23 protein-coding genes are annotated in these 22,369 nt (G+C 70.0%); 7 read left to right on the top strand and 16 right to left on the bottom strand.

Features of this window, described 5'->3' with window-relative positions; genetic code table 11:
* Positions 1 to 4: 4 nt before the first annotated feature.
* A complete protein-coding gene (gene secD / locus JCR33_RS12555) occupies positions 5 to 1,624 on the bottom strand; it encodes a protein translocase subunit SecD (RefSeq protein ID WP_198882425.1) in 1,620 nt (539 codons plus the stop codon).
* Positions 1,624 to 1,956, bottom strand: coding sequence for a preprotein translocase subunit YajC (gene yajC, locus JCR33_RS12550; RefSeq protein ID WP_198882424.1), 333 nt, complete (start codon positions 1,954 to 1,956; stop codon positions 1,624 to 1,626). Before yajC ends, secD begins: the two co-directional genes overlap by 1 nt.
* 233 nt (positions 1,957 to 2,189) lie before the next feature.
* On the opposite strand from yajC, the gene folK reads away from it, so the two are divergent.
* From folK to JCR33_RS12535, 3 genes are read left to right on the top strand one after another with little or no spacing between them, the layout of a single operon-like run.
* Positions 2,190 to 2,675: a 2-amino-4-hydroxy-6-hydroxymethyldihydropteridine diphosphokinase gene (gene folK / locus JCR33_RS12545; protein WP_198882423.1), complete on the top strand. Its 486-nt coding sequence runs from the start codon at positions 2,190 to 2,192 to the stop codon at positions 2,673 to 2,675.
* Complete coding sequence (folP, locus tag JCR33_RS12540; RefSeq protein WP_198882422.1) at positions 2,672 to 3,538, top strand: dihydropteroate synthase; 867 nt, start codon at positions 2,672 to 2,674, stop codon at positions 3,536 to 3,538. Before folK ends, folP begins: the two co-directional genes overlap by 4 nt.
* On the top strand, positions 3,499 to 4,347 hold the full coding sequence (locus JCR33_RS12535; protein WP_198882421.1) for an ATP-binding protein: 849 nt from the start codon (positions 3,499 to 3,501) through the stop codon (positions 4,345 to 4,347). The genes folP and JCR33_RS12535 overlap by 40 nt, the downstream gene beginning before the upstream one ends.
* Before the next feature lie 21 nt (positions 4,348 to 4,368).
* Here the strand turns inward: JCR33_RS12535 and JCR33_RS12530 are convergent, their stop codons facing one another.
* The 13 genes from JCR33_RS12530 to JCR33_RS12470 all read right to left on the bottom strand — a co-directional run bounded on the left by JCR33_RS12530 (position 4,369) and on the right by JCR33_RS12470 (position 18,278).
* Positions 4,369 to 5,535, bottom strand: a complete 1,167-nt coding sequence (locus JCR33_RS12530) for a peptidoglycan DD-metalloendopeptidase family protein (RefSeq protein ID WP_198882420.1) — start codon at positions 5,533 to 5,535, stop codon at positions 4,369 to 4,371.
* Between the two features lie 246 nt (positions 5,536 to 5,781).
* Positions 5,782 to 6,435, bottom strand: a complete 654-nt coding sequence (locus JCR33_RS12525) for a protein-L-isoaspartate(D-aspartate) O-methyltransferase (RefSeq protein WP_332461176.1) — start codon at positions 6,433 to 6,435, stop codon at positions 5,782 to 5,784.
* Positions 6,432 to 7,715 (bottom strand): serine--tRNA ligase, encoded by a 1,284-nt coding sequence (gene serS, locus JCR33_RS12520; protein ID WP_198882419.1) that lies wholly within the window; start codon positions 7,713 to 7,715, stop codon positions 6,432 to 6,434. Before serS ends, JCR33_RS12525 begins: the two co-directional genes overlap by 4 nt.
* A gap of 108 nt (positions 7,716 to 7,823) precedes the next feature.
* Positions 7,824 to 8,615: a twin-arginine translocase subunit TatC gene (gene tatC / locus JCR33_RS12515; protein WP_198882418.1), complete on the bottom strand. Its 792-nt coding sequence runs from the start codon at positions 8,613 to 8,615 to the stop codon at positions 7,824 to 7,826.
* On the bottom strand, positions 8,612 to 9,094 hold the full coding sequence (gene tatB, locus JCR33_RS12510; RefSeq protein ID WP_198882417.1) for a Sec-independent protein translocase protein TatB: 483 nt from the start codon (positions 9,092 to 9,094) through the stop codon (positions 8,612 to 8,614). The genes tatC and tatB overlap by 4 nt, the downstream gene beginning before the upstream one ends.
* 17 nt (positions 9,095 to 9,111) lie before the next feature.
* The gene (locus JCR33_RS12505) at positions 9,112 to 9,339 is read right to left on the bottom strand and encodes a twin-arginine translocase TatA/TatE family subunit (RefSeq protein ID WP_198882416.1); all 228 of its coding nucleotides are present in this window, start codon (positions 9,337 to 9,339) and stop codon (positions 9,112 to 9,114) included.
* Positions 9,340 to 9,487: 148 nt separating this feature from the next.
* A complete protein-coding gene (locus JCR33_RS12500) occupies positions 9,488 to 10,567 on the bottom strand; it encodes an ABC transporter ATP-binding protein (protein WP_198882415.1) in 1,080 nt (359 codons plus the stop codon).
* The gene (scpB, locus tag JCR33_RS12495) at positions 10,542 to 11,195 is read right to left on the bottom strand and encodes an SMC-Scp complex subunit ScpB (RefSeq protein ID WP_198882414.1); all 654 of its coding nucleotides are present in this window, start codon (positions 11,193 to 11,195) and stop codon (positions 10,542 to 10,544) included. The genes JCR33_RS12500 and scpB overlap by 26 nt, the downstream gene beginning before the upstream one ends.
* Positions 11,188 to 11,991, bottom strand: a complete 804-nt coding sequence (locus JCR33_RS12490) for a segregation and condensation protein A (protein WP_332461175.1) — start codon at positions 11,989 to 11,991, stop codon at positions 11,188 to 11,190. Before JCR33_RS12490 ends, scpB begins: the two co-directional genes overlap by 8 nt.
* Positions 11,988 to 12,989, bottom strand: coding sequence for a beta-N-acetylhexosaminidase (nagZ, locus tag JCR33_RS12485; RefSeq protein WP_198882413.1), 1,002 nt, complete (start codon positions 12,987 to 12,989; stop codon positions 11,988 to 11,990). Before nagZ ends, JCR33_RS12490 begins: the two co-directional genes overlap by 4 nt.
* 4 nt (positions 12,990 to 12,993) lie before the next feature.
* Positions 12,994 to 15,078 carry an SPOR domain-containing protein gene (locus JCR33_RS25515; protein WP_198882412.1) on the bottom strand — a complete coding sequence of 695 codons (2,085 nt, stop codon included), beginning with the start codon at positions 15,076 to 15,078 and terminating at the stop codon, positions 12,994 to 12,996.
* A 170-nt stretch (positions 15,079 to 15,248) separates the two neighbouring features.
* On the bottom strand, positions 15,249 to 16,976 hold the full coding sequence (argS, locus tag JCR33_RS12475) for an arginine--tRNA ligase (protein WP_198882411.1): 1,728 nt from the start codon (positions 16,974 to 16,976) through the stop codon (positions 15,249 to 15,251).
* A gap of 102 nt (positions 16,977 to 17,078) precedes the next feature.
* On the bottom strand, positions 17,079 to 18,278 hold the full coding sequence (locus JCR33_RS12470; protein ID WP_198882410.1) for a deoxyguanosinetriphosphate triphosphohydrolase: 1,200 nt from the start codon (positions 18,276 to 18,278) through the stop codon (positions 17,079 to 17,081).
* A gap of 45 nt (positions 18,279 to 18,323) precedes the next feature.
* Between JCR33_RS12470 and erpA the strand changes: the two genes are divergently transcribed.
* The 4 genes from erpA to JCR33_RS12450 all read left to right on the top strand — a co-directional run bounded on the left by erpA (position 18,324) and on the right by JCR33_RS12450 (position 20,854).
* Entirely contained in the window at positions 18,324 to 18,656 is a 333-nt protein-coding gene (erpA, locus tag JCR33_RS12465; protein ID WP_198882409.1) for an iron-sulfur cluster insertion protein ErpA, read from the top strand.
* Entirely contained in the window at positions 18,653 to 19,435 is a 783-nt protein-coding gene (gene xth / locus JCR33_RS12460) for an exodeoxyribonuclease III (protein WP_198882458.1), read from the top strand. Before erpA ends, xth begins: the two co-directional genes overlap by 4 nt.
* 90 nt (positions 19,436 to 19,525) lie before the next feature.
* Complete coding sequence (locus JCR33_RS12455; RefSeq protein WP_198882408.1) at positions 19,526 to 20,353, top strand: helix-turn-helix domain-containing protein; 828 nt, start codon at positions 19,526 to 19,528, stop codon at positions 20,351 to 20,353.
* Positions 20,354 to 20,425: 72 nt separating this feature from the next.
* Positions 20,426 to 20,854 carry a VOC family protein gene (locus JCR33_RS12450; protein WP_198882407.1) on the top strand — a complete coding sequence of 143 codons (429 nt, stop codon included), beginning with the start codon at positions 20,426 to 20,428 and terminating at the stop codon, positions 20,852 to 20,854.
* A gap of 864 nt (positions 20,855 to 21,718) precedes the next feature.
* Here JCR33_RS12450 and JCR33_RS12445 read toward each other — a convergent pair.
* A complete protein-coding gene (locus JCR33_RS12445; RefSeq protein WP_198882406.1) occupies positions 21,719 to 22,264 on the bottom strand; it encodes a thioredoxin family protein in 546 nt (181 codons plus the stop codon).
* Positions 22,265 to 22,369: the final 105 nt, after the last annotated feature.

The raw sequence follows: 22,369 nt of genomic DNA, 5'->3' as shown, positions 1-22,369 counted from the left end.
GGCGTCAGATCGGAATGGCGGAGGGACGGCGGCGGCGTACCCACAACGCCACCATCATCCGCGTGAACAGGAAGGCGGTGAACACCGTCGTAAGGATGCCGATCGCCAGCGTCACGGCGAAGCCGCGCACCGGGCCGGAGCCGAGCTGGAACAGGATCACGGCCGCGATGAGGGTGGTCACGTTGGCGTCGAGGATGGTGGCGAAGGCCCGGGAGAAGCCCGCGTCGATGGCGAGGATTGGCGAGCGGCCCGCCCTGCCCTCCTCGCGGATGCGCTCGTAGATGAGCACGTTGGCGTCCACCGCCATGCCCATCGTCAGCACGATGCCGGCGATACCCGGCAGCGTCAGCGTCGCCCCGAGAAGCGACAGAAGCCCCAGGATCAGCACCACGTTGGTGACGAGAGCCACGTTGGCGAAGAAGCCGAAGAGACCATAGACCGCGATCATCGATGCGGCGACGAGCACCGCCGCGACGATCGACGCCGTTTCGCCGGCGGCGACGGAGTCGGCGCCGAGGCCGGGCCCGACGGTGCGCTCTTCCACCAGCGTGAGCGCCGCGGGCAGCGCGCCGGCGCGCAGCAGGATCGCGAGGTCGTTGGCGCTCTGCACCGAGAAGCTGCCGGAGATCTGCCCCGAGCCGCCGGTGATGGGCTCGCGGATCACCGGCGCCGAGATCACCTCGTCGTCGAGCACGATGGCGAACGGACGATTGACGTTCTGCGAGGTGATCTCGCCGAAGCGCCGCGCACCCGACGTCGTCAGGCGGAACGTCACGATCGGCTCGTTGGTCTGCTGCTGGAAGCCCGGCTGGGCGTCGACGAGATCCTCGCCGGTGAGAAGCGGGCTCTCTTCCACCACATAGGCGCGGCCGGGATCGTAGGGATCGTCCTCCGAGCCCATCAGCACCATGGAGCCGGCCGGCGGACGGGTCTGCAGCGCCTGCTGCGGGTCGACGTTGGTGTCGACGAGGTGGAAGGTCAGCTGCGCCGTGGTGCCGACGAGGCCCTTGAGCTGCTCCGGGTTGCCGCCCGGCGCCTCGACGAGGATGCGGTTCTCTCCCTCGCGCTGGATCGAAGGCTCGGTGGTGCCGAGCTCGTCGATACGCCGCCGCACCACCTCGATCGACTGATCGACGATGGAGCGGATGCGCTGGGCGAGACCCTCCTCGGTGAAGGTGAAGCGCAACAGGCCGTCCGAGCCTTCGGTGAGGGCGAATTCCTCGACCGCGGGCGAGCCGAACAGCGACTGGCCGAGCGGGTTGGTGAGGCCGGACAGGCGGTCACGCGCCTCCTCGAGCTGGCTGGCGTCGCGAATGCGCACCTGCACGCCGCCGTCCACCACGCCGAGGCCGGTGTAGCCGATGCGGGGCTCGGAGCGCAGCGCGTTGCGCACCTCGCCCGTCATCGAGCGAAGGCGCTTCTCGATGTAGTCGTCACGGTCGACCTGGTAGAGAAGATACGCGCCGCCCTGCAGGTCGAGGCCGAGCACGATCCGCTGATGCGGCAGCCAGGACGGCCAGGTGTCGAGCCAGCTCTTCGGCACGAGGTTCGGCACGACCGCCAGAACGCCGAGGAGAATGACACCGATGATGCCGACGATCTGCCAGCGGGCGAAGTGAAGCATCAGTCGTTGGCTGCCGGCTCGGGCTTCGCCCGGACCTCGGAGATGGTGGAGCGCACGATGCGCACGGGCTGGTTCTCGCCGAATTTCACCTCGACCTCGGCGTCGTCCACCACTTTCGTGATCTTGCCGATCATGCCGCCGGCGGTGACGATCGTGTCGTTGCGCTTCAGCGCCGCGATCATCGCCTGGTGGGACTTCATCCGCTGCCGCTGCGGGCGGATGATGAGGAAGTACATGATGACGAAGATCAGCAGGAAGGGCGCGAGCTGGATGATGAAACTTGCGCCGCCACCTGCTCCGGGAGCCTGAGCGTAGGCCTCAGTCACGAACATGGGGCAACCTTTTTTTGTGCTGGCGCGTGTCGTCGGGTAGGCGGTTGCCCACCGCGCCGCGCGGGCCCTCCTTCTATATGATCGCTTCCGGCGATTGCAATGGAGCGGAACAGGCGGCAAGAAGGCGAGCGTGGCGGCCGGTGCCGGTATTCGGGACGCGCCCCACTGCCCCGCGACCCCGATGCCGCGGCCGCCCCGCGCCCCGTTCCTCGCGAAGGATACCCCACTCTCGGATGCCCTGCCCCGCTCGCGCCTATCTCGCCCTTGGCAGCAATCTCGGGGATCGAGATGCGCTCCTCGACGGCGCCATCGCCCGTCTCGACGCCCATCCGGACATTGCCGTCGTCGAGCGCTCCAGCCGCCACGAGACCCCGGCGCTCCTGCCCGAAGGCGCCCCGCCCGACTGGGACATTCCCTATCTCAATCAGGTGATCTCGATCGACACGACGTGCGCCCCCGCCGTGCTCCTGGCGGCGACGCAGCAGATCGAGGCCGATCTCGGGCGCCGCGCCGCGCCGCGCTGGGCGCCGCGCTATATCGACATCGACATTCTCGCCTATGGGGACCGGGTCATTCAGGCGCCCGGGATCGAGATTCCCCATGCCGGCGTCCCGAGCCGGCTCTTCGTTCTGGCGCCGTGGGCCGAGATCGCGCCGCACTGGCGCCACCCCATCGACGGCCGCACGGTTGCCGAGCTCCTTGCCGCGAGGTCCACATGACGAAACTCGTCGCCATTTTGAACGTCACCCCGGATTCCTTCTCCGAAACCGAGAATCGGGTGGACCATCGCACGGCCGTGAAGCATGCCCTCGCCATGATCGAGGAAGGCGCCGACGTGGTCGACATCGGCGCCGAATCGACGCGCCCCAACGCCACCTCCCTCGATCCGGAAGAGGAATGGGCCCGCCTCGGCCCGTGCCTGTCGCCGATCCTCGCGGCGGCGCGCGAGCGCGGCGTCGCGATCAGCGTCGACACGCGCAACGCGGCGACGGCGCGTCTGGCCCTCGCGGCGGGGGTCGACTGGATCAACGACGTCACCGGCTTCGCCGACCCGGAGATGCGCGCCGTCGTCGCCGACAGCGACGGGCGGCTCGTCCTGATGCACTCGCTCAAGGTGCCGGTGGACCCCACCGTGCTCCTGCCCGAGGGGGCCGACGTCCTCACCACGCTGATGGAGTTCTTCGCCGCCCGGCTCGACCTGATGGAGCGCGCCGGCATCGCACGCGACCGGGTGATCCTCGACCCCGGCCTCGGCTTCGGCAAGACGGCCGCCCAGTCGCTCTGGCTGGCGCTCCATCCGGACGCCTTCACCGCTCTCGCCCGACCGATCCTCATCGGCCACTCGCGCAAGTCGTTCCTGAAGCTCTTCACGAGCCGGCCGGCTGCCGAGCGCGGCGACGTGACGCTGGCGATCTCCGCCGCCCTCCTCAGCCGCCGCGTCGACTATATCCGCATCCACGAGGTTGCCCGCCATCGCGCGCTGATCGACACGATCCGCCGCGAAGCGCCGTCCTATTCGACCGACTGCCACAAGGCCCTTTCATGTCCGACCACGAGCTCGTCGCGCGCCTCGACGCATTGATCGCTATCCTGGAGCGCTGGGCCCCGCCCGTGCGCCCCGTGCCCGACTTCACCGTCACCGACGCCTTCATGTGGCAGGCGGAGACGGGCGTGCTCGCTCCCGTTCCCGTCGTGAGCCGCGTCGACCTCACCCTCCTGAAGGGCATCGACGCCAACCGCGACCGCCTGATCGACAACACGCAGCGTTTCGCCAAGGGACTTCCCGCCAACAACGCCCTCCTGTGGGGGGCGCGCGGTATGGGCAAGTCCTCCCTCGTGAAGGCCGTGCACGCTTCGATCCCGGGGCTGAAGCTCGTCGAGATCCACCGCGAGGACATCGCGAGCCTGCCCGCGCTGATGGGGCTGCTGCGCCCCGCCTCGCATCGCTTCCTGATCCTGTGCGACGACCTCTCGTTCGATGCGGGCGAGACCTCCTACAAGTCGCTGAAGGCGGTGCTCGACGGCGGCGTCGAAGGGCGGCCGGAGAACGTCCTCTTCTACGCGACATCGAACCGCCGCCACATTCTGTCGCGCGACATGGTGGAGAACGAGCGCGGCACGGCGATCAATCCGGGCGACGCGGTGGAGGAGAAGGTGTCGCTCTCGGACCGTTTCGGCCTGTGGCTCGGCTTCCATCGCTGCTCGCAGGACGAGTATCTGTCGATGGTGGAGGGATATGTGAACGCCTTCGCCATTCCGACCGAACCCGACGCGCTGCGCCGCGAGGCCCTCGAATGGTCGACGACGCGGGGATCACGCTCCGGCCGCGTCGCCTGGCAGTTCGTTCAGGAGCTGGCGGGGCGGACGGGAACGCATCTCACCGCCCGCTGAGCCGGCCGTGCCGCCGGCGCCTCAGGCGCCGGACAGGTGCGGCAGCGGATCGACCGGCTTGGAGTTCTTGCGCAGTTCGAAGTGGAGCTGCGGCTGGTCGACCGAGCCGGACTTGCCCACGCTCGCGATCATCTGACCGCGCTTCACCTGGTCGCCGCGCGACACCTTGAGCGACTCGTTGTGGGCGTAGGCCGACACCCATCCGTCCTTGTGCTGCACCAGGATGAGGTTGCCGTAACCTTCGAGCTCGTTGCCGGCATAGATCACGGTGCCGGCCTCGGCGGCGTGGACCGGGGTGCCGGCGGGCACGGCGAGGTTGATCCCCTCGTTGCGGGCGCCGTCGGACTGGCGGCCGAAGCCGGCGATGATGCGGCCGCGCACGGGCCAGCGGAACCCGTCCGCGCCGTCCGAGGCGGCCCCGTTGGCGCCGGCGGGCGGCGTCGTCGCCGCGACGTTGGGCGGCGCCGCCTTCTCGACCGCCTTCTTCTCGTCGAGCGGCGGGTTGGCGTCGGTCATCACGCCGCTCGGCGTCTGCTCGGGCGGCAGCGCGGCGACCTGAGTGTTGCCGGCGAGCTTGGCCGCGTCGGGAATGGCGAGGGTGGTGCCCACCTTCACGGTGCCGTCGGGCGGCAGATTGTTGAGCTTGGCCACCGCTTCCGTCGGCACGCGATACATCCGCGCGATGGAATAGAGCGTGTCGCCCGGCTGAACCACGTGGCGGCTCGCGGTGGACAGATTGGCGGCCTGCTGATTGAGCGTCGTCGGCGGGGTCCCGGGGCCGGCGGCCACCACCGTGGGCGCCGCCGGGGTGGCGCCCTTCTGCGTCGGATCTTCGCTCGTGGTAGGATCGGTGTAGCCCGCAGGGGTGTCGCGGTAGACGTAGGTCGGAATGACGAGGCGCTGGCCAGGGCGCACCTGATCGGCGCTCGTCAGGCTGTTGGCTTCGAGGATCACGCTGACCGGCACGCCGAAGCCCTGGCTCAGCGTCGCGGCGGTGTCGCTGGAGCTCACCTCGACGATGGGCGCCCCCTCCACGCTCCAGCCGCGATCGCGCAGGCTCGACGGCGTGCTGATCACGCCGCCGGCAGGGGTCTGCCCGGCGATCGGCTGGAGGTCGGTGGACTCGATCGCGCCGTTGGCCGGCTGAGCGGTGGAGCCGGCGAAAAGGGGTTGGCCACCGATCCGCATCCCGCCGGATGAGCACCCGGCCGCCAATCCCGTCAGCGACGCAACCACAACGATCCTAGGAAGTCGCCACCGTCCGCAGCCCGGCAGACCCTCGCGCATGACTCGCACCCCTCTGCGCCTTACATTCTCGCGCCCCATAAGGCGGGCGCAGTCGTTGACGAAACTTTAAGAGGCTTCGGCAGATTCGCCAGAAATACTTGGGATTCAGAGTGATTTTCAGACGGACAAAGAAGTGTTGCAACACAGTCACAACGAGCGGGCAACGCCGGCGACCATCGGGACGAAGCGCACATCGGCAATTTTTTCGCCCACGAGCCCATCCGCCGTCCGCCGACAGCGCAGCAACTCCTGCGTGTGACCGGCAGGCCCGATCGGCGCCACCAGAATGCCGTCGTCGGCGAGCTGCTCCACGAGATCGGACGGCACCGCGGCGGCCGCCGCCGTCAACAGGATGCGGTCGAACGGCGCCTCCTCCGGCCAGCCGAAGTGGCCGTCGCCGACCCGCAGGGACACGTTGTCGACGTGCAGCACCTTGAGCCGCTCGGCGGCGAGCTCGGAGAGCAGGCGATAGCGCTCCACCGAATAGACGTGGGCCGCCAAGAGGGCGAGGATCGCCGTCTGATAGCCCGACCCCGTGCCGATCTCGAGCACCCGCATGTGGGGCTGCAGCGCCAGCGCGTCGGTCATCATGGCGACGATGGTCGGCTGCGAGATGGTCTGGCCGCAGTCGATCGGCGCGGCCCGGTCCCGATAGGCGAGGCGCTTGTGGGGAGCGCCGAGAAAGAGCGAGCGCGGCACCCGTTCGAGTGCCGCCAGCGTCGCCCGTCCCGCGACGTTCTGGCGACGCAGATGCATCACCAGCTCGGCCCGGGCGATCGCCTCCTCGTCCTCCTCGCTCACCCCTTGTCGGGCTCGATGCGGTCGAACCCCGCGTAGGGCACCAGGACGTCGGGCACGCGAATGCCGCCATCCTCGTCCTGGTAGTTCTCCATGACCGCCACCAGCGCCCGGCCGACGGCGACGCCGGAGCCGTTGAGGGTGTGGACATATTGCGGCGGCGCGTCGGGGCCCGGACGATAGCGCGCCCCCATGCGGCGGGCCTGGAAGTCGCCGCAGAGCGAGACCGAGGAGATCTCGCGATAGGTCCCCTGCCCCGGCAGCCACACCTCGATGTCGTAGGTGCGGCGGGCGCCGAAGCCCATGTCGCCGGTGGACAGCACGATGACGCGATAGGCGAGCCCCAGCGCCTTCAGCACGGCCTCGGCACAGCCCGTCATGCGCTCCTGCTCGTCGAGCGAGGTCTCGGGCGTGGTGATCGACACCAGCTCGCATTTCGTGAACTGGTGCTGGCGCAGCATGCCGCGCGTGTCGCGGCCGGCCGACCCCGCCTCGGAGCGGAAGCAGGGGGTGAGCGCCGTGACGCGCATCGGCAGCGCCTCGGCCTCGAGGATGCTCTCGCGGACGAGGTTGGTGAGCGGCACCTCGGCGGTCGGGATCAGCCAGCGGTCGTCCGTGGTGCGGAACTGGTCCTCGGCGAATTTCGGCAGCTGGGCGGTGCCGAAGAGCGCCGCGTCGCGCACCAGAAGCGGCGGGCTCACCTCGGTGTAGCCGTGCTCGCCGGTGTGAAGGTCCACCATGAACTGGCCGAGGGCGCGCTCGAGACGGGCGAGCTTGCCGGTGAGGATGGTGAAGCGGGCCCCGGCGATCTGCCCGGCCTTCTCCACGTCCATCATGCCGAGCGCTTCGCCGAGCTCGTCGTGCCACCTCGGGCGGAAGCCGAACGCCGGCGGCTTGCCGACCCGGCGCAATTCGACGTTGGCCGCCTCGTCCTCGCCCTCCGGCACGTCGTCGAGCGGGATGTTGGGGAGCGAGGCGAGCGCCGCCTCGAGCGCGGCGGAGGCCTCGCGCTCGGCGTCCTCGTCCTTCTGGATGTCGGCCTTGAGGGTCGCCACCTCCTCGATCAGCCGGGCGGCCTCGGCCTCGTTCTTCGCCGCCTTGGCCCTGCCGATGGCCTTCGAGGACGCGTTGCGGCGGGTCTGCGCCTCCTGCAGGCGGGTCACGATGGCGCGGCGCGCGTCGTCGAGATCGATGAGGCGCTGGGCGGCGGGGTCGAAGCTCCGCTTGCGCATCGCCTCGTCGAAGGCTTCGGGCGCGTCGCGAACGGCGCGAATGTCAAACATGTTTCAAGCTCGGCTCTGTCGATCGTCGCTGCGTCTTTAGACCGATCGGCCGGCGCTGACGAGGCCGGACCCCCGCGCGGGGGCTCCGACGCGGGGCGTGGCGGAGGTTCAGTCCTCCGCCGCCTCCTCGCGCTCGCGCTTCTCGCGCTGGCGCTCGATGTAGCGCACCGACAGGATGGAGACCTCGTAGAGCAGAAGCGTGGGGATCGCGAGCCCGATCTGGCTGATCGGGTCCGGCGGGGTCAGCACCGCCGCCAGAATGAAGGCGATCACGATGGCATACTTGCGCTTCGAGCGGAGCTGCGCCGCCGTCACCAGGCCCGCCCGGCCGAGCAGCGTCAGGATGACCGGCGTCTGGAACACGATGCCGAACGCGAAGATCAGCACCATGATGAGGCCGAGATATTCCGACGTTCGGGCGAGGAGCTGGATCGAGGCCTGACCGCCGCCGCCCTGCTGCTCCATGGACAGGAAGAAACCCATGGCGAGCGGCATCACCAGGAAATAGACGAGGCAGGCGCCCATCAGGAAGAGGATCGGCGTGGCGACGAGGAAGGGCAGGAATGCCCCGCGCTCGTTGCGATAGAGCCCGGGCGCCACGAACATGTAGAGCTGGCTCGCCACCACCGGAAACGCGAGGAACAGCGCGCCGAACAGCGCCAGCTTGAGCTGGGTGAAGAAATATTCCTGCGGCGCCGTGTAGATGAACTCGATGTCCCGGACGCTCCCCGCCGCGCGCTCGTAGGGGACGATCAGGATGTTGAAGATGTCCGACGCGAAGTAGAAGCAGATCACGAAGGCGATCGCGATGGCGATCACCGACTTGATCAGCCGCGAGCGCAGCTCGATGAGGTGGTCGATGAGCGGCGCCTTCGACGCCTCGATGTCGTCGTGCGTCATCGCCGCTCCGCTCCGGCGGCGGCAGGCTCGACCGCCTCCGGGGATGACGCGTGTGAGGATGACGCCGGCGCCGGCGCGGCAGGCGCTTCGGCAGATGGCGCGGGCGCGACGGGAGCTTGCGCCGGTGCGGGCTCCGCGGCCGCCGCCGGCATCGGCGCGGCGTCAGGCTTCGGGGGAGCGGCGTCGCTCACCTTGGCGCCGAGCTCCTTCTTGGCGTCGTCGAGGCCCTTCTTGAGGTCCTTCGTCGGATCCATCGTCCGCACCGCGTTGAGATCCTTCTTCACCTCGTCGAGGTTCGCCTGACGCTCCGCCTCGCGCAGAGCGTCGTTGAAGGTGTTCTGGAACTCGCGCGCGGTCCGTCGGACCTGACCGAACGTCTTGCCGAAGGCGCGCAGCATGCCCGGCAGCTCCTTCGGACCCACGACGATGATGGCGATCACCGCGACGACGAGGATTTCCGTCCAGGCAACGTCAAACACTGGCCGCTGGCCTTATCTCAGGCGTTACGGCTGTTCTGGGCATCCTTCGTGTTCACCGTGGATGCTGGCTCATGATCGATGGTGCGCGCGGTGGTCGACGTGTCGTCGTCGTCCTCCGCCATGCCCTTCTTGAAGCTCTTGATGCCTTTGGCGACGTCACCCATCAGATCGGAGATCTTGCCGCGCCCGAAGAGGAGCACCAGGATCACACCGATGATGAGGATCTGCCAGACGCTGATACCCATGGTCACTTATCCTCTGTTTACCAAAGCGCCCCTACACTGCCCGCCGCCGGCGAGCCTCGGCGCTCGACGCATCGTCCGCCGTATCGGGTATCCCTAACACGGCTCCGGCCGCCACCTATAGCGCGTGAGAACGCCCGCGCCTATGGGTTTATTCACCGACCGGCAGGATGATCGCCTGACGCAGGTCCGGCACCACCCGCACCGTCTCCGCATGGGGCACGAGATAGGGATCGGCCCGCAACTTCAGAACCACCTCCCCGACCCGCGCCACGATTTCGACGTGGGTGCCGAAGAAGCGGCGCTGCTCCACCGTCGCCTCCACCCCCGCCCCGCGGTCCACCGGAAAGACGCGCAGCGCCTCCGGTCGGAAGGCGACGACGAGGCGCTCCCCCTCCCGCTCGGCCCCGACCGGCACGCGTCCGACGGGCGTCTCCACGATGCCGCCCTCGACGCGGCCGGTGAAGCTGTTGAGGCTCGAGAACACCCGCGCCGCCTCAAGGTCGACCGGCCAGCGCCAGATCTCCTCCGGCGTCGCCGTCTGCACGATCCGCCCCTCGCGCATCAGCGCGATGCGGTCGGCCATGGCAAGCGCCTCCTCCGGATCGTGGGTGACGATGACGGCGGTCGCCTGCCGCTCGCGCAGGATCCGCACCGTGTCCTCGCGCACGGTGTCGCGCAGCCCCCGATCGAGGCCGGAGAACGGCTCGTCGAAGAGCACCACGCGCGGCGCCGGCAACAGGGCGCGCGTCAGCGCCACGCGCTGCTGCTGACCGCCGGAGAGCTGATGCGGATAGGCCCGCTCGTAGCCCTCGAGGCCGACATGGGCGAGCGCCTCGCTCGCCTGACGCGGGCCGCGCGCCTTGACGGACAGGCCGTAGAGCACGTTGTCGGCCACCCGGAGATGCGGAAACAGGGCGAGGTCCTGAAACACGAAGCCGATCTTGCGCGCCTCGGCGGGCACGAAGGTATGCCGATCGGCGACGACGGTGCCGGCGATCCGCACCGTCCCCTCGTCCTGCCGCTCGATGCCGGCGGCAATGCGCAGCAGCGTCGTCTTGCCGCAGCCGGACGGGCCGAGCAGGCACACGATCTCGCGCGGCGCGACCGTCAGCGACACGTCCGACAGGATCCGCCGACCACCGATCGAGTAGCCGATTCCCTCCATGGCGAGCGGAGCGGGCTCGCCCTGGGGCGACTTTGGATCAGCGCGGCTCGCCGTCATCTGCATCGAGGGGGTCCTCGTCGGGGTCGAGGGCATCGTCGTCGCGCGGCAGCGGGATCGAAAAGCCCGCCGGCGGCGTGCCTTCCAGAAGCCCCGCCCCGCGCAGATCGTCGAGGCCCGGCAAGTCGGAGATGGTGGCGAGGGTGAACGCCTCCAAGAAGGCGCCGGTGGTGCCGAACGTCACGGGTCGCCCGGGCACGCGGCGTCGGCCGCGCAGCCGCACCCAGCCGGTCTCGAGCAGAATGTCGAGCGTGCCCTTGGCGACGGCGACGCCGCGCACCTCCTCGATCTCGGCCCGGGTCACCGGCTGATGGTAGGCGATGATCGCGAGCGTCTCCATGGCGGCGCGCGACAGGCGTCGCTCCGAGACGCGCTCGGCGGTCATCAGGTGGGCAAGGTCCGGCGCGGTGCGGAAGGCCCACCCGTCGGCCACCTCCACGAGATTGACACCCCGGTTGGCGTAGATGGTCTGGAGCTGGCGCAGGCGCTCGTCGAGGTTGGTCTCCTCCGGCAGCCGCTCCGTCAGCGCCGCCTCGCTCAGGGGCATCGCGGCGGCGAAGAGTACCGCCTCGAGCTCCCTCAGCCGCTCGCCCTGCCGCGGATCGCCGCCGAACAGAGTGACCGTCTCAGCCATCGGCCTCCCTCCTCTCAGCTTCCGTGGTGGCGCGCAGGAAGAGCGGCGCGAACGGGCCGTTCTGGCGCACCGAGATCTTGCCTTCGCGGGCCATCTCCAACGCCGCGCCGAAGGTGCTCGCGATGACGGCCCGGCGATCCTGCCCCGGTGGCATCGCCTGTACCAGCACGTCGAGCGGCAGCCAGTCGGCATGCCCGCCGACGATGCGCTCCATCACCCGCCGCGCGTCGACCAGCGAGAACACCGGCCGCTTCTCCATGGTGGTCTCGCGCACGATCTCGTCCTGACGGATCGCGCCGTAGGCGGTGAGGAGATCGTAGAGCGAGCCTTTGAAGGTGCGCTCCTGGCGCACCGTCGTGACCTCCGGCGCACCGCGGCCGAACACCTCGCGACCGAGCCGCGGACGGGCGAAGAGGCGGTCGGCCGCCTCCCGCATCGCCTCCAGGCGTCGCAGGCGGAAGGCGAGATCCTCGGCGAGCTCCTCCCCGTCGGCACCCTCGTCGTCCTCGGCGGGCGCGATGAGGCGGCTCTTGAGGAAGGCGAGCCAGGCCGCCATCACCAGAATGTCGGCGGCGAGCTCGATCCGCAGCGCCTTCGCCCGCTGCACGAAGTCGAGATATTGCTCGGCGAGCGGCAGGATCTTGATGGAGGTGAGGTCGATCTGATTGCGGCGGGCGAGGTCGAGAAGAAGGTCGAGCGGACCTTCGTAGCCCGCGAGGTCGACGACCAGCATGCCCTCGTCGTTGACGGGAAGCGCGGGCGCGCGGGGCGGATCCTCGAAGTCGTCGACGCTCACGCCGGCGTTCCGACGAGGTCGACGAACTCGGCCCGCTCGTCGGCAAGGTCCCCCGGCTCGCGGCCGAGCACCGCCTCGCAGGCGGCGAGGCGACGCGCCGCGGCCTCGCCCATCGGCGGCAGCGCCGCGGCGATCCGCTCCATCTCGCCGAGGTCGCCGTTGCAATGGAGGACGCAGTCGCAGCCGGCGGCGATGGCGGCGGCGGCGTTCTCGCCGATGTCGCCGGTCAGCGCGCCCATCGAGATGTCGTCGGTCATCAGCAGGCCGTCGAAGCCGATCTCGCCGCGGATCGTGTCGCCGACGACGGTGGGCGAGAGGGTCGCCGGGCGGCTCGCGTCGAGCGCGGTGTAGACGACGTGCGCGGTCATTGCCGCCGGCATCGCGGCGAGCGCGCGGAACGGGGCGAAGTCGGCGTCGAGCGCCGCGCGGGACGCATCCACCACGGGGAGCGACAGGTGGCTGTCGGCGAAGGCGCGACCATGACCCGGGATGTGCTTCACCACCGGCAAGGCGCCCACCGAGAGCACCCCTTCCGCGGCCGCGCCCGCGAGGATCGCGACGCGCTCCGGCTCCGCGCCGTAGGCACGATCGCCGATGACGTCGTGCGCGCCCGGCACCGGCACGTCGGCGACGGGAAGGCACGGCGCGTTGAAGCCGAAGGGCAGCAGATCGGCGGCGATGAGCCGCCCGGCGAGGAAGGCGGCCCGCCGTCCCGCCGCCGGGTCGCGGCGATGGAGCGCGCCGATGACGGCGGCCGCCGGGTAGCGCGGCGCGAGCGGCGGGCGCAGGCGCTGGACGCGTCCGCCCTCCTGGTCGACGAACACGAGGCTCGCACCCGACGCCGCCTTCGCCTCCGCGATCAGCGTCGCGATCGCCTCGGCAGTGCCGAGATTGCGACGGAAGAGGATCAGCCCGAACGGCCGGACCCGGGCAAGAAAGGCGCACTCCGCCTCGCCGAGGCCGGTGCCGGCCAGACCCACGATGAGAGGGGCGCGCATCGCCTCAGTTGCGCCCGATGAAGCAGTCCGCCCCGGCCGACTTCAGCCGCTGGCAGAGGCTCGCGGCCTCGCTGCGCGACTGCGCCGCGATGCGCACGCGGTAGAACTGGCCGCGGTCGCCCACGGTGGCGGGGACGATGAGCGGCTCCACGTTGCCGAGGATCGCCGGATAGCGCCGCTGCAGGTTGCGGAAGGAGCGCTCCGCGTCCGCCCGGCTGCGCTGCGAGGAGACCTGCACGGCCCACGGTGCGCTGGCCGCCGGGCTCGCCGGCGCCGCGTAGGCGGTGACCTCGGAGGGGCGCACCACGCTGGTCTCGGCCTGGGTCTGGCGCTGCGGCTGGGCCCGGGTCTCGGGCTGCGAGGTGCGCGCCGTCGACGGGGTGAGGTCCACCGGGCCGCTGGTCGAAGTCGGGGTCGAGGCGCTCGCGGTGTGGGTGGGGCGCGGCGGCGCCGGCCGCGGACGGGGCACCAGCACGTCGTCCGCCTCGCCGGCGGGGTCGTAGGCGGGCGCCGCCTCGGCATCGGCGTCGTTGTCGGTGGTCTGCGCCGGCGGCGTCTGATCGAGAGGGCTGACGGCGCCGCCGCTCGCCACCGCCGGCTCGCTCGGCACGTCCTGCGGCTCGGGCTCGCTCGGCGTCTCGGAGCGACGGGCGACGCTGTCGGCGGCGCGGTCGTTGACGGTGGAGGCCGGCACGATGGTGCCGTCGGGGCGCACCACCACGGTGCGCACCTGGCGCGAGACGAGCCCCTCGTCCTCGTCCGGCGGCGGCGTCGCGATGGTCGGCTCGAGCCGCACCCGCTCGGGCATCACCAGCCGGTCGGTCTCGCCGAGGGCGGCTCGCTCGGTGATGTCGGGACGGGCGTCGCTGCCGGTATCCTCCGGCCGCACCTTCACGTTGCGCGCGTCGGCGTGGATCACCGGCGGCGCGCCCGTCGGCGAGTCGGAGCTCGAAAGGCCGAGCAGCCCGACGAGCGCCGCGAGGACCACCACCACGCCGCCACCGATCAGCGACAGCATCAGCGGCGAGCGCAGCGACAGGCGACCACGACGCACCGGCCGCGCCGCCCGGCTCAGCGACGGCGGCAGCTCCTCATATTCGTCGTAGCCGGTCTCGTAGTCGTCGAGATCGTCGGGATCGACCACCTCGATCTGCTCGAGCTCGGAGAGATGTCCCTCGTCATCGTCGTAGGGATGGGCCTTCTTGAAGGCGTCGCGAGCGTCGGGGAAGAAGACGCTCGCGAGGGGGTCGTCGGCGTCGGGCGGGGCGACCGGGAACGGCTCGGCCGGCTCCTCCCGCCGCTCGAAGCGGAAGGTGGGGATGGGCTTCACGCGCTTGCCGCTCAACGGCGCGGTACCGACGGGGGGCGTCGGCGCCCGCTCCACCTTCTCCACCTTGTCGGCCTTCCGGACCGGAGCGGGCGGAGGAGGCGGCGGCGGCGCAGCGCGAACCGGCTCGGGCTCCTGCGCGACCGGTACCGGCGGCGGCAGCGGCGGGGGCTCTTCCTGCGGCGCGCGGCCGTTGGCGATGATCGCACCGATGGCGTTGTCGAGCTCCCACTCGAGCGCGTCGGCCGGCGTGGACGGGAGGGCCGCCTCCTCCGGATTCGCGGAGGCAGCGATCTCCGGCCGCTCGGCCGTATCCGCGACGGGACGCGCCGTCTCCCTCCTCACGGAGGCGTCGTCGGCGGCGCGGGCAACCGACCGCTCGGACGCCCCCTCGCGCGACGGCTGCTCGACGCGCTGCCGCCGCGGCGGCTCCTCGTCCCCTCGCTCCGGCCCGGACTGCGGCCGAGACTGCGATTGGGGCTGCGGTTGCGGCTTGGACTGGGGTTTCGCCTCCGGCGGCCGCGACAGCTCGTCGCTCAGCCGCTTGGCGAACGCATCGCGCCGGCCCGTCGCCGCTTGCTGGCTGAAGGCCGCGTCGGCCCGCTCCTCGGCCTGCGGCTCCGGTTCGGCGTCGCGGGGCTCGCGCTCGGCGCCCGGCGCCGTATCATCGTCGCGGGCGATCGGGGCACGGGACGGCCGACGGGGGCCCGAGGCCCAACCGACAGGCTCGGAATCGACGAACTGATCAAGTTCATCGAACACATCTGCGGCGCCCGCACTACGATGATCGCCCGCCCTCAGGGGCGCACGTCGATCGAACGATGTGGACCGCGTCGGACCATTCATGGTTCGCCCGCCACTCAACTCGCACACTCCCGTGGCCTGCCCCCCGGGCACGACTGTCCCGAAGAGCGTGCTGCGGCATGGTGCCGTTACCGCATCTCGCTCGGAGCGCTGACGCCTAACGCCGAGAGACCCGTGCGCAACACCGCCTGGACCGCTTCGACGAGCGCGAGGCGCGCCCGCGTCAAGTCTCGCGCCTCGGCATTAACGAACCGTAGCGCCGTGTCATCCTTGCCTCTGTTCCATTGCGTATGCAAGGCCGATGCAAGTTCATGAAGATAGAAGGCAACGCGGTGCGGCTCGGCCGAATCCGCTGCCGCCGCCAGCACTTGCGGCCATTGGGCGAGCAGGATGATCAGCGCCTTCTCCCCGGCATCCACAAGCTGCTCGGCCGCCGCCTCCGAGAGATCGTCGAGCACGTCGGCACCCAGCGCCTCGACCGCCTGCCGCTTCGCCGAAGCGCAGCGGGCGTGGGCGTATTGCACGTAGAATACCGGGTTGTCGCGGCTCTGCTCCGTCACCTTGGCGAAGTCGAAATCGAGCGGAGCGTCGGACTTGCGGTAGAGCATCATGAAGCGCACCGGATCGGCGCCGACCTCGTCGACGACGTCGCGCAGCGTCACGAAATCGCCGGCCCGCTTCGACATTTTCACCGGCTCGCCCGCCCGGTAGAGCTTAACAAGTTGGCAAAGTAGACAGTCGAGCTGCACTTTTTCGTGGCTGAGCGCCGCGACGGCCGCCGTCATCCGCTTCACGTAGCCGCCATGGTCGGCACCGAGCACGTCGATGAGCCGGTCGAAGCCGCGCTGAATCTTGTCGTCGTGGTAGGCGATGTCCGACGCGAAATAGGTGTATGAGCCGTCCGACTTCTTCAGCGCCCGGTCGATGTCGTCGCCATATTGGGTGGAGCGGAAGAGTGTCTGCTCGCGATCCTCCCAGTCGTCCGCCTGCCCCTTCGGCCGCGGCAGGACGCCCTGATAGATCAGCCCTTCCCCTTCGAGCCGCTGGATGGTGGCGGCGACGATGTCCGTCGGCACCTGGAGGCTCCGCTCGGAGAAGAACACCTCGTGCCGGATCTGCAAGACGTCGAGATCCTCCCGCACGGCCGCCATCATCGCCGCGATCGACACTTCGCGCACGATCGGCAGCCACGCCTCTTCCGCCATGTCGCGCAGCGCCTCGCCGTGCTCGCGGGCGAGCGCCTCGCCGACCGGCACCAGATAGTCGCCGGGATAGAGGCCGGACGGGATCTCGATGGTCTCGCCGAGCGCCTCGCGATAGCGCAGGAAGGCGGATCGGGCGAGCGCGTCGACCTGCGATCCGGCGTCGTTGATGTAATATTCCCGCGTGACGGCGTGCCCCCGCAGGGCGAGCACGTTCGCCAGCGCATCGCCCACGACGGCGCCGCGCGCATGGCCGACATGAAGCGGCCCGGTGGGATTGGCCGAGACGTATTCGACGTTCACCTTCTGCGGCGCGTCGGTCTCGGCAAGGCGCGTGAAGGCCGCCCCGTCGAGCGCCGCCTTCACCACCTTCGCCCCCGCTTCCGGCGCGATGGTGATGTTGACGAAGCCCGGCCCGGCGACGCTCGCCCCCGCGACCAGCGGATCCTCGACGAGGCGCGCGGCGATGATCTCGCCGAGCTCGCGCGGATTGCGCTTGGCGGGCTTCGCGAGCACCATCGCGGCGTTGGTCGCGAGGTCACCGTGGGTGGGATCACGCGGCGTCTCCACGGCGATGCGATCGAGACCGACCGACAGGCCCTCCCCCTGAGCGATGGTGGTGACGCGCTGTTTCAGTGTCTCGAAGAGGTGCATGGTCGCCTGTGCCGGTGGTTGTGCGGCGCCTCTTATCAAGAGACGTCGGCCAAAGCGAGGCGCCTCGGCACGCATGGCTGCCGGCCGCCCGAGCGGGCAGGCTCAGCCGAGGTCGGGGGTCCCGCCCACCAGACGGCGGTGCTCGCCGAGGGCGAACCGGTCCGTCATCCCGGCGATGTAGTCGCAGGTCCGGCGCAACCGCCGTGCCTCGCTGTCCGCCTCCACCCGCCAGTCGGCCGGCAGGAGGGCCGGATCGGAGGCGAACACCTCGAAGAGCTCGCGCACCACGCGCCCCGCCTTCTCGCGGGCGGCGAGCACGTCGCTGTCGCGGTAGAGCTCGCGGTAGAGGAGGCGCTTCAACGCCTTCTCCGCGAGGGCCATCTCCTCAGAAAAGGCGACGAGCCGGCCGCGATGGCGCGCCACGTCCCGCGCCGTCGCGACACCGGCGCGCGCCATGCGCCGGATCGTCTCGGCGATCACGTCCTCGATCATCCGCGTCAGCAGGCGACGGACGATCTCATGGGTGCGGCGCACCGGCACGAGGCCCGGCGCCTCGGCGTCCACCTCGTCGATGACGGTCGCGACGAGCGGCACCTCGCGCAGCACCTCGAAGGTCAGGATGCAGGCGCGCAGCCCGTCGTCGATGTCGTGGCAGTCGTAGGCGATGTCGTCGGAGATCGCGGCGATCTGCGCCTCGAGACTCGCCTCCGACGTGAGGTCGAGATCCTCGAGCTCGGCCTCGGCCATGAACGGGCCGTCCGGCGAGGGCGGCCCGTTGTGCTTCACGAGGCCCTCGAGCATCTCGTAGGTGAGGTTCAGGCCGTCGAAATGGGCGTAGCGCCGCTCGAGCCGCGTCACGATGCGGTAGGCCTGCACATTGTGGTCGAACCCGCCATAGCCGGCCATCAGATCGTCGAGGATCCGCTCGCCCTCGTGGCCGAAGGGGGTGTGGCCGAAATCGTGGGAGAGGGCGAGCGCTTCGGTGAGGTCCTCGTCGAGCGAGAGGACGCGGGCGATGGAGCCGGCGACCTGGGCGACCTCCAGGCTGTGGGTCAGGCGGGAGCGGTAGTGATCGCCCTCGGTGGTGATGAACACCTGCGTCTTGTGGGTCAGCCGCCGGAAGGCCGAGGAGTGGACGATTCGGTCCCGGTCGCGCTGGAAGGGCGTGCGTGTCGACGACGGCGGCTCGGCGATGCGGCGGCCGCGGCTCTTCCCGGGATCCGTGGCGAAGGGGGCGAGCAAGCGCGGCGAAGGACGCACATTCTGCAACGGCTCAGCTCCTGATTCTGGCGTCTGTCGCATGCAACCTATATCAAGGGGGGTAACAGTTTCCGAGGGTCGAGCGCTATGACCGACGCATCCTTTCAGGTAACCGACCGCGCGCTGACGCGGGTGGCCAAGATCTTGTCGAGCGAAGAGGCGCGCGCGCTGCGCGTGTCGGTGGAGGGGGGCGGCTGCTCCGGCTTCCAGTATCGCTACGACCTGGTGGACGGGCCGGAGGCCGACGATCTCGTGATCGAGGGCGAGGCGGCGACCGTGGTGGTCGACCCCGTGTCGCTCCCCTTCCTCGCCGGCGCCGAGCTCGACTTCGTGGACGATCTGATGGGCCAGTCCTTCCAGATCAAGAATCCCAACGCGCAGTCGAGCTGCGGGTGCGGCACGTCCTTCTCGCTGCTGTGAAGATCGCGACCTGGAACATCAACGGGGTCAAGGCCCGCATCGACGGGCTGACGCGGTGGCTCGGCGAGGCCGAGCCCGACGTCGTGTGCCTGCAGGAGATCAAGTCGGTCGACGAGGCGTTCCCCGCCGAGGCGATCGAGCGGCTCGGCTACAACGTGGCGACGCACGGGCAGAAGGGCTTCAACGGCGTCGCCCTCCTGTCCAAGCGGCCGCTCGAGGACATCACCTGCCGCCTGCCCGGCGACGACGACGATGCCCACTCCCGCTGGATCGAGGCGACGGTATCGACCGACACCGGCGCGGTGCGGGTGGCGAGCCTCTACCTGCCCAACGGCAATCCTGTCGACACCGACAAGTTCCCCTATAAGCTCGCCTGGATGGACCGGATGCTCGCCCACGCGCAGGAGCTCCTTGCGACCGACGAGCCGATCGTCCTCGCGGGCGACTACAACGTGATCCCCGAGCCGAAGGACGCCCGCTTTCCCGACCGCTGGGTCGACGATGCCCTGTTCCAGCCCGAGAGCCGCAGCCGGCACCGCGCCCTCGTCAATCTCGGCTACACCGACGCCCAGCGCGCCGTTAGCCGTGACGAGGGGATCTATACCTTCTGGGACTATCAGGCCGGCGCCTGGCAGAAGAACAACGGCATCCGCATCGACCACCTGATGCTCTCCCCCGCCGCCGCCGACCGCTTGTCGGGCGTCAACGTCGAAAAGCAGACGCGGGGCTGGGAGAAGCCGTCCGACCACGTCCCGGTGGTCGTGACCCTCGACGTCTGAGGTCGCCGTGGGCGCGCCGATCCGCCTGCGCCCACCTCCCCTTCGGCCCCTCGAGACCTGCGGCGCGCCCACTCGCGGCGGGCACGGCGGATGACGCCGCCCTTCGCGCTGCTGCGGCGCGCCCCCTCCCCGCCGCTCGCGGGGCTGGTGCGCGAGATCGTCGTCTATCGCGAGCGCGGCCTGTCGCCGCCCCAGCGCGAGACGGCGAGCCTCACGGTGCCGCTCATCATCAACCTCGGTACCCCCTTCCGGATCGGCCTCGGGCGGGAGCCGACGGCGGCCGACGCCCAGCCGAGCTTCGGCGCCGGCGTGTCGGCGCGGCCCGTCCACATCCTCTCCGACGGCGGCGCGGAGTGCGTGCAAGTCAACTTCACGCTCAGCGGCGCCTGTCGCCTGTTCGGCGGCCTCCTCGCCGCGATGGCGGACCGGATGGTCGACGTCGGCGCCCTCTTCGGCCGCGACGGGCGCGATCTCGTCGACCGCCTCGGCGCGACCAGCGATTGGGGAGCGCGCTGCGACCTCGTCGAAGCCTTCCTCCTCCCCCGCGTCGGCACGCCGCCCGGCGCGACGGTGCGGCACGCCCTCCACGACCTCCTCGCGAGCGGGGGTCGGCGGCCGGTCGCCGCGATCGCCGACGACATCGGGGTGAGCCGCCAGCACCTCTCGGCGTGCGTCCGGGCGACCTTGGGCCTGCCGCCCAAGGCGGTGGGGCGCATCGTGCGCTTCCAGTCCGCCTGCGCTCTTGCCGAGGGTGGCGGGGAGACGGGGTGGGCCGCCATCGCGGTCGCGGCCGGCTACAGCGACCAGGCGCACCTTGCCCGCGAGTTCCGGGCCTTCGCCGGCGAGACGCCCTCCGCCTGGGCGCATCGCCGCGCCCATCTCGACCCGCGCCTGCGCCGCCCCGAGCCCCTCGACTGAGCCGACATTTCTTCAAGCCTCGCCCACGGCCCTCGCCCCAGATGGCGGCACGGAACCCGAAGCGAGGCCCCCATGACGAAGACTCCCGTCGAGCCGCCGCGGCTCTATCCCACCCTGCGCTGCCGCGATGCGGACGCGATGATCGCCTTCCTCACCGACGTCGTCGGCTTCACCCTGAGGGCCGCCTACCGCGAGGGCGCGGCGGTCAAGCACGCCGAACTCGCCTACGGCTCCTCGATCCTGATGCTCGGCACGGCGCGTGACGACGCCTATGGCGAGCTCGCCGGCGACCTCGACGGGCGGCGCACCGACGCCCTCTACCTCGCCGTCGCCGACCCCGATGCGCTCCACGCCAAGGTGATCGCCGCGGGCGCGACCATCGCGATGGATCCCCACGACACCGACTATGGCAGCCGCGACTTCGCCTTTCGCGACCCGGAAGCCAACCTGTGGAGCGTCGGCACCTACTGGCCGAGCGTCGGCGAGCCACCGCTCGCCTGATCGGCGCGCCAAAACAAAAGGGGCCGCTTGCGCGACCCCTCGTGAGAAACGGCGGACAGTGAGCCCGGCGTCAACCCGATCGTTCAGCAGAGAGAAAGAGGCTGCTCTTCAGTCCGCCGTTTCGATCCAGACGTCGCCGTCCGCACAGAAATCCCACTCGACATTGGATCACCTCCTTTCACTGCGTTGAACACGATCCCGATGTTGCCATGATTCTGCGCGCTGACAAGGCATTGCGGCCCATTGGCGCCCCCTTGAGCACAAGCAGGATCGGATCGTCCCCAGCTTCGCCCGAGCTTCGGCCCGCGTGGCGGGACGATCGGTGGACAGAAAATGCCGCATTGCCTGGCGGTCGGCCCGATCGTGGCCCGATCGCCACACCAAGTGTCCCAGCCGCGGCCCGCGCCGTGCCCCCCCGATCATCCACAGGCCCATGGTGATCTCGTCCGACGATCGACCGCTATGTTGCAGTGCAAAAGTAGGCCGTGGAGCGACTCGCGTTCATCTTGTCTAGCATTAAATTATCATCGCATAGAAATTTAAGGCTTGCCGTGCTCGACATGTGCCTTCAATTGTCTCCCCCAACGGCACACGGTTCGCGTTGTTCGCCAGCCTTCTGCCACAGAAGAAAAATGGCTTCGGCCGCAAAGAACAAGCTTACCACCACGCCTGACGGGAACCTGTCGGGTGTTGGATAGAGAACGTCTGGATCCAGGGACGGCCGGGCCGATCGTCACCCGCCCCCACGGATCCGCTGCCGTCGCCACGAAGCGGTCGAAGAGCCGCGATGGCGACGAGAGCGTCAGCGTCGAGGGAGGCGCCCAACGGCCGGCCGGTGGCATGTCCGCCGGCCGGTTCGTTTTTTCAGACACGCCACTTGATGGAGCACCCCACCGGCGGGTGCTGCCTCGCCGGGCCGTCGCCCGTCGCGGCGACGGTGCGCATCGCGTCGACGAGCTCGCGCGGCGCCTCGGGCGGCAGGCGACCGCTTCCGCCGGCGTCGAGGCGACCACGATAGCGCAGCCGCCCTCGCCCATCGAGGCCGAAGAAGTCCGGCGTCACCACCGCACCATACGCCGCAGCGACACGCTGATCCTCGTCGTGCAGATAGGGAAAGGCGAAGCCGTAGGCCGTGGCGAACTCGCCCATCCGCTCGAACGAATCGGCCGGATAGCGGCTGGCATCGTTGCTGCAGATGGCGACGAAGCCGACCCCCTCGCCCATCAGCGTGCGCGCGTCGTCGGCAATGCGCCGCGCCGCCGCCACCACATAGGGACAATGATTGCAGATGAAGGCGACGACGGCGCCGTGGTCCATCATGATGTCGGCGAGCGACACCATCCGTCCATCCGTCGCCGGCAGGGTGAAGTCCGGCGCGTCGAGCCCCAGCGCAGTATCCGTTGCGATCATGGGTTCACTCCTTGGTGTCAAATCGGCACGAAGATGCCGTTTTCGGGGGTCAACTCTCCGCCCGCCGTCGCCACGGCGGGCTTCATTCGCTACTTAGTGGCCCGC

Origin of the sequence: Acuticoccus mangrovi (genome assembly GCF_016411865.1) — a bacterium.
In the GTDB taxonomy this organism is placed as follows: Bacteria; Pseudomonadota; Alphaproteobacteria; order Rhizobiales; family Amorphaceae; genus Acuticoccus; species Acuticoccus mangrovi.
The sequence above is the reverse complement of the archived record's forward strand: the minus strand, read 5'-3'. Positions and strand labels throughout refer to the sequence as shown.